This is a genomic window from Sporosarcina luteola, assembly GCF_007991495.1.
Lineage (GTDB): Bacteria > Bacillota > Bacilli > Bacillales_A > Planococcaceae > Sporosarcina > Sporosarcina luteola.
On the sequence record NZ_BJYL01000024.1, the window covers coordinates 81,711 to 88,688 of the forward strand.

A 6,978-nucleotide genomic window follows, 5' to 3' on the forward strand; every position below is an offset into this window, starting at 1 on the left:
GTCTGTTCTGCATATAATGGTAAGAACAAGTGTTCTTTTGGAGGGATGTGCAATGTATGAAGATTTGCCAGACCGAAAAATTGTTTGCCTCGACATGCGAAGTTTCTATGCGAGCTGCGCAGCGGCGATGGAAGGGCTTGATGTCATGGATACGCCGATCGCCATCATTGGCAATAAAGAACGGAAAGGGGGCATCGTCCTCGCCGCTTCTCCTGCATTGAAGAAGGAATTCGGCGTACAGACCGGTATGCGGCTCTATGAAATTCCTGATGATCCGACCATACGACTAATCGAACCGAAAATGCAATTTTACATCAATGTGTCAATGGAGATCGCCAGGCATTTAAATCGCTATGTACCGAAGGAGGCAATCCATGTCTATTCCGTCGACGAAAGCTTCATTGACCTCGGGGGGACGGAGCGGCTATGGGGACCGCCGGAAGAGACGGTTAAGCGGATACAGGATGAACTCGTCGATCAGTTCCAGCTCAGATCCGCCTGCGGCATGGGACCCAATATGCTGATGTCGAAACTGGCTCTGGATTTGGATGCGAAAAAGACCGGATTTGCCCGTTGGGATTATGAAGACGTGCCAAAAAAGCTTTGGCCGGTCGCGCCGCTTAGTCGCATGTGGGGAATCGGCAGCCGACTTGAAAAAACGTTGAATCATATGGGGATTTTCTCGGTAGGGGATTTGGCGCATACTCCTCTCGAACGACTTGAACAGAAATTCGGCGTCATGGGCAATCAATTATATCACCATGCGCATGGCATCGATTTATCGGATCTCGGAGCGCCGCTTGTGGAAGGCCAAATCAGCTACGGAAAAGGGCAAATCCTTTATCGCGATTATACGAAGCGAGAAGATATTCTGACAGTCATTCTTGAAATGTGTGAGGATGTCGCATTGCGGGCGAGGGAAGCAGGCAAGGCGGGGCGCACGGTCCATTTGTCCATTGGTTATTCGAAAAACTCACTTGGCGGCGGATTCGGCCGCTCCCGTTCAATGCACGAAGCGACAAACGACACGATGGAGATTTACCGACTTTGCACAAAGTTGCTCGACGAATTCCATGACGGCCGCCCCGTACGGCGCATCGCCATCAGTTTAACAAATCTCGAAAACGAATATGCCATGCAGCTCAGCTTATTTGATCAGCATAAATGGCGCAATCGTCAACTTGGTGAGGCAATGGATGCATTGCGCAAAAAATATGGCTCCACGGCTGTGCTCCGTGCCGTATCCTACACCGACGCAGGCACAGCCGTCCATCGTTCAAAACTGATCGGCGGGCATTACAAGTAGGTGCAAAAAAGACCGTCCGGCTGCACAGGAGTCGGACGGTCCCAATTCTTATTTTTCCAAAGACAGATATCGGCGTTGCCGGTAGGTATGAACGGACGCAATAAACAGCAAGCTCGCTGCCAACAAATATGTGATCCGCACATCCACTACTTCGGCCAGCATCCCGAAAACCAAAGAACCTATTGCGAATAGAAGGGAAACAATCGTACTTTGTGCCGCATAAATTTTAGGAAGCTCTTCGGGGGTGGCATTTTTCTGTAAAAAGGTATCTGTTGCAATCCCTTTCAGCTGTTGAAAGATCCCGCTGAAGCAGACGATAATAAGGGATAGCCAACCAATCTGCGTATAGCCGAAAAGAAACGTGATGATGCAGATGCCGAAAGAGGAAATGAGCAATACCGGTTTTAACTTTGTCTCGCCCCAAGAAGCGAAACGGGAAAATAGAATCCCGCCAAGCAGCATGCCGATAAAAAATGACGTATTGATATAGCCCCACCACGCCTCGGATTTCTGAAGAACTTCCGCGACGAAGACATAGAGGATGGAGGCGATCCATACGACATTGGCAATCGCCTCAAAGGCAATGAGAATATGAAGACTTCTATACAAAGGATGTCGCCATATTGTCTTCCATCCTTCTGTTAATTCATCGGCGCGCCGAGTGGAAGCTTCCTTTCCCGTAAAGCGGGTAGCATCTACGATGTACAGTAAAAGGATTGTCGACGCTGTATAACATCCCACTGTAAACACGATAACCCATTGACCGCCCAAAAAAGCAACAAGTAATCCGCCGATCGCCCATCCACCTAAATTGATTGTCTCGTAAACAATAGAAAAGAAGCTATTCGCCTTCACAAGTTCATGTGGAGGAACGAGACGCGGCAGCATGGATTGGCTCGCTGGTGTAGCCCAGCCATCCAAAAATGCAATCATTAGCACGAAGGCTAATACGACGGGTACGACAGGAACGAGCAAAGAGATTAGCAATGCCAACATGCCCAATGCCACAGTTTTGAAAAACTGTGAATAAACAAGCAGCTGTTTCAGAGGATACCGATTGATCAGCAAAGGAGAAAACAACCCGCTGACGAAACGGCCAAACATATTAAAGAAAGGCACTAAAGCCAATATGAAAGGTGACTCTGTCAGGCTATATAAAACGGAGATCAGCCCGACAATGTAAAAGATATCACCTGAATTCGCGAGCGCTTGGCTCATCCAAAGCAAACGGAAAGACCGATTTTTCATTCTTACTGCCCCTTTACAATCATAATAATTAATTCTGATTGGTACAGAGCAGGTTTTACACTCGTCTAATCCCCCTTCAAAGAAAGAAACATCTAGATATACATGTGAAGCGACTTAATGCATTCATTCGAAAATTAATATAGGGAGTAAGAATGAAGAAAGTTAATAGTCAATTTCTTCTATTATAACGAGGAGAAGGAACTGCGTCCAATAGTTTTCTATAAAATTATTATGTAAACTATTTGCGAGTCGGGAAAACTTTTTTATTAAATTAATGGGGGAGATGAGCAGATGATCCGAGACCGAGGCCGTATCAAATGGACCGCAATGATGCTTCCTGAGCATGTCGAACAGCTGCGGGACTGGCAAAAGGAAGACCAACATCAAATAAGGGAGCAACCTGACGAACAGCAACTGGAAGAATGGAATTATCAAATCCGAGAGGCTGTCGAACGAGACCTCTCGCTTACTGTTCATTATTGGCAAGACGAAAAAGTAATGACAGCCAGCGGGATTGTCAGGAAAATTAATAGGATGGAAGGCGAACTTCAGTTGATTACCCCGACAGGAGAGGTATGTCGAGTACCATTTGTCAACCTAAAAAGTATTTCAGATTTCGAATAATTTGAGACTCGTACCTTTTCTATTGTTCAGAATTTTGGTAGACTATTCAGGGACAGAGAAAAAGAGTAGGGGGAATACTGTGAAAGTCTTACTGCAGCTTAGCTGGTTTTTCAAACAACGGAAGAAACAATATGGACTGGGAATCGCGGCGCTCGTGTTCGTTTCCTTATTGCAATTGCTTCCTCCGAAAATCATCGGCTATATCGTCGATGATATTACACTGGGGACATTGACGGCACCTCAATTGACAAAGTGGCTAGTCATTTTGGCGGTTGCGGGAGTTCTGATGTACGCATCGCGCTATTATTGGCGAGTCATGATTTTCGGCTCCGCGGTCCTGTTATCCAGGACAATGCGCGAGAAACTATTCAATCATTTTACACGGATGTCGCCTTCGTTTTATCAGAAGAGACGGGTCGGGGATTTAATGGCTCATGCGACCAACGACATCAACGCCGTGCAACAGACGGCAGGAATGGGGATTTTGACGCTCGTCGATTCCATTTCCACAGGAGGATTCGTCATTTTGACGATGGCTTTAACCATCAACTGGAAATTGACGTTAATCGCACTGATTCCTTTTCCATTCATGATTTTCCTGACAAGCTATTATGGCAGATTGCTGCGTCGTCGCTTCCGTTTCGCACAAGAGGCGTTCTCCAATCTGAATGATAAGACACAGGAAAGCATTTCTGGCATTAAAGTAATCAAAACATTTGGACAGCAAAAAGAAGATATTGAGGACTTTACTGATTTATCGACAGACGTTGTCGCTAAAAACATGAGAGTGGCGAAAGTCGATGCATTATTTGATCCGACGATTACCGGAATTTTTGCCCTATCCTATATTCTATCTTTCTACTTCGGAACAAAATTCATCATTTCCGGAGATATGTCTATCGGTGACATGATCGCATTCAGTACATATCTTGGATTACTCACATGGCCAATGCTTGCCTTCGGGTTCCTATTCAATATTGTGGAACGCGGAAATGCATCGTATAGTCGGATCACGGAATTGTTATCCATCGATCCGGATATCCAGGACGTCACGGGGGCTATCGACAAACGTCCAGAAGGGGATCTCCACTTTGACATTGACGAATTCAAGTTTCCGGATGATCAAACCCCAGCCCTCCATAATGTCCACTTCACCTTAAAACGTGGAGAAACGCTCGGCATTGTCGGGAAGACCGGGTCAGGAAAAACCGCCATTTTGAAATTGCTTCTACGGGAATTTGAAGGCTATAAAGGAAGCATCGTGTATGGCGGACATCCGATCAATAAATACAAACAGCAGCGTTTGCGTGAGTCGATCGGTTATGTGCCTCAGGATCATTTCCTTTTCTCGACGACAATTGCAGAAAATATTGCATTCACGAATCCGAAAATCGATCGTGAGAAAATTTACGAGGCGGCAAGCCTTGCCCATATCCATGAAGATATTTCAGGGTTTGCGGAAGGTTATGAAACAGTTGTGGGAGAGCGCGGTGTTTCATTGTCCGGCGGTCAGAAGCAACGTGTATCGATTGCGCGGGCTCTTATTATGCAACCTGAATTATTGATTTTGGACGACTCACTGTCAGCGGTCGATGCAAAGACAGAAGAGGCGATCCTTGAATCATTAAAACGCACACGGACAGGAGAGACGACAGTCATCACGTCGCACCGTCTGAGTGCAATCCAGCATGCCCACAAAATCATCGTTCTGCATGAAGGAACGATTGTTGAGGCAGGAACGCATGAGGAATTGCTTGCTATGGACGGCAGATATAAAGAAATGTATGACTTGCAACAATTGGAAGTGCTTGTCGAGCAAGGAGGGGAAGAATGATGCAGATGGAAAAGCAGCCTAAATTGACGGCGAAGGACCAATGGAAGGTATTCAAAAGGCTTATGCGCTATACGATTCCGCATAAGGTAAGCATTACAATTGCATTGGTCTTGCTTGTTCTAACAATAACTGGAAGCATTGTAGGCCCTCTCATTATTCAATCATTCATCGATGATTATTTGACACCGCTTCAGTTTCCGAAAAATGAAGTCCTGACACTTGCGCTCGTCTATATCGGATTACAATTGTTCATCGTGGTAGTATCGTATTTTCAACTGCTGCGCTTTCAAGACATCTCATTGAAAATTATCCAGCAAATGAGGATTGATGTTTTTTCAAAAGTACAAGGTCTTGGTATGCGTTATTTTGACAAAACACCGGCAGGAAGTATTGTATCCCGCGTGACAAACGATACAGAATCGATAAAGGAAATGTTCACCAGCGTAGTTGTCACATTCCTGCAAGCGATTTTCGTTCTCGTCGGTGTCTTCATCGCATTATTTTCACTGGATGTAAAATTAACGTTCGCTTCAATGCTTTTGCTTCCATTGTTCTTGGCGATCATCATTGTCTACCGACGATACAGTGCCGATTTTTATCAGGATATCCGGGAACGCTTAAGTCAATTGAATGCCAAAATTGCAGAGTCATTGTCTGGAATGGGCATGGTGCAAGCATTTAGACAAGAGCAACGACTATCCAAGGAATTTGATGACATTAATGAAGGCCATTACCGGGCAGGTATGCGGAATATCAAGTTCGATAGTATTCTGCTTGGCCCATTTATCGATTTACTCTATGCGTTGGCAATTGTCTTCGTGCTTGGGTATTTCGGATTCATGTCACTAGATAGCGCAGTCGAAGTCGGTGTCATTTATGCATTTACAACATTGATCGGCCGTTTATTCCAGCCGGTTCAACAAGTGATGCAACGGATGTCCATCTTCCAACAAGCGCTCGTTTCAGCATCGCGTGTATTTAAACTGATGGACGATCCTGATATGGAACCTGAACAGCAGGAAACGAAGCATAAGGAAATTCAGGAGGGAACTATTGAGTTCCGCGATGTTACATTTTCTTATGATGGGAAGAATGATGTGTTGAAAAACATATCCTTCAAGGCGAACGCAGGGGAGACCGTTGCATTGGTCGGCCATACAGGAAGCGGAAAGAGTTCCATCATCAATCTGCTCATGCGTTTCTATGAATACAATAAAGGGGAAATCCTGATTGACGGCGTTTCATTAAAAGATTTACCGAAAGAGGAATTGCGTAAGAAAATAGGACTCGTCCTTCAAGATCCATTCCTTTTCTATGGAGATATCGAAAGTAATATCCGTCTGCACAATGAGGATATGTCTTCAGAAGAAGTACGTGCGGCTGCAGAATTTGTTCAAGCAAATGAATTCATTGAAAAACTGCCGGATAAATATTCACAAAAAGTGACTGAACGCGGTTCAACGTTCTCAAGCGGACAACGCCAACTCGTTGCATTCGCCCGGACGATTGCAACGAACCCTAAGATTTTAGTCTTAGACGAAGCGACCGCCAATATTGATACGGAAACAGAAGTCGCCATACAGGCAAGCTTGGAGAAGATGAGGAAGGGAAGAACGACAATCGCGATTGCTCACCGTTTGAGCACAATCCAAGATGCAGAACTCATTCTCGTGCTGCATCAAGGAGAAATCGTTGAGCGCGGCACCCATCAACAGCTCCTTGCACAAAAAGGATTGTATTTCATGATGTACCAGTTGCAAAATGGAATAATGGACGACGCTATTTAAAAATGACTGGTCCGCATGCATTGTTAACTCGATGCATGCGTTTTTTTTATTTAGACCTAGATCAAAAGTCTTGTTTTGGTGATATGTTTCAGGATTCGATAGATATCCTGAGGAATCTGATAGATATCCTGCCATATTTGATAGATATATTTCATTATTCAATAGATATGCACCGCTCC

Annotated in this window: 5 protein-coding genes; 4 read left to right on the forward strand and 1 reads right to left on the reverse strand. The window is 45.0% G+C overall.

Annotated features, from left to right (window positions below; genetic code table 11):
* Positions 1-52 precede the first annotated feature (52 nt).
* Positions 53-1,306, forward strand: a complete 1,254-nt coding sequence (locus SLU01_RS09890) for a Y-family DNA polymerase (RefSeq protein ID WP_147057800.1) — start codon at positions 53-55, stop codon at positions 1,304-1,306.
* A 48-nt stretch (positions 1,307-1,354) separates the two neighbouring features.
* On the opposite strand, the gene SLU01_RS09895 is transcribed toward SLU01_RS09890, so the two are convergent.
* Positions 1,355-2,554: an MFS transporter gene (locus tag SLU01_RS09895; protein WP_147057802.1), complete on the reverse strand. Its 1,200-nt coding sequence runs from the start codon at positions 2,552-2,554 to the stop codon at positions 1,355-1,357.
* Between the two features lie 291 nt (positions 2,555-2,845).
* Between SLU01_RS09895 and SLU01_RS09900 the strand changes: the two genes are divergently transcribed.
* From SLU01_RS09900 to SLU01_RS09910, 3 genes are all read left to right on the forward strand, one after another.
* Positions 2,846-3,178, forward strand: coding sequence for a YolD-like family protein (locus tag SLU01_RS09900; RefSeq protein ID WP_147057804.1), 333 nt, complete (start codon positions 2,846-2,848; stop codon positions 3,176-3,178).
* Between the two features lie 79 nt (positions 3,179-3,257).
* A complete protein-coding gene (locus tag SLU01_RS09905) occupies positions 3,258-5,012 on the forward strand; it encodes an ABC transporter ATP-binding protein (protein WP_147057806.1) in 1,755 nt (584 codons plus the stop codon).
* Positions 5,013-5,017: 5 nt separating this feature from the next.
* Positions 5,018-6,799, forward strand: coding sequence for an ABC transporter ATP-binding protein (locus tag SLU01_RS09910; protein ID WP_147057819.1), 1,782 nt, complete (start codon positions 5,018-5,020; stop codon positions 6,797-6,799).
* The last annotated feature ends 179 nt before the right edge of the window (positions 6,800-6,978 follow it).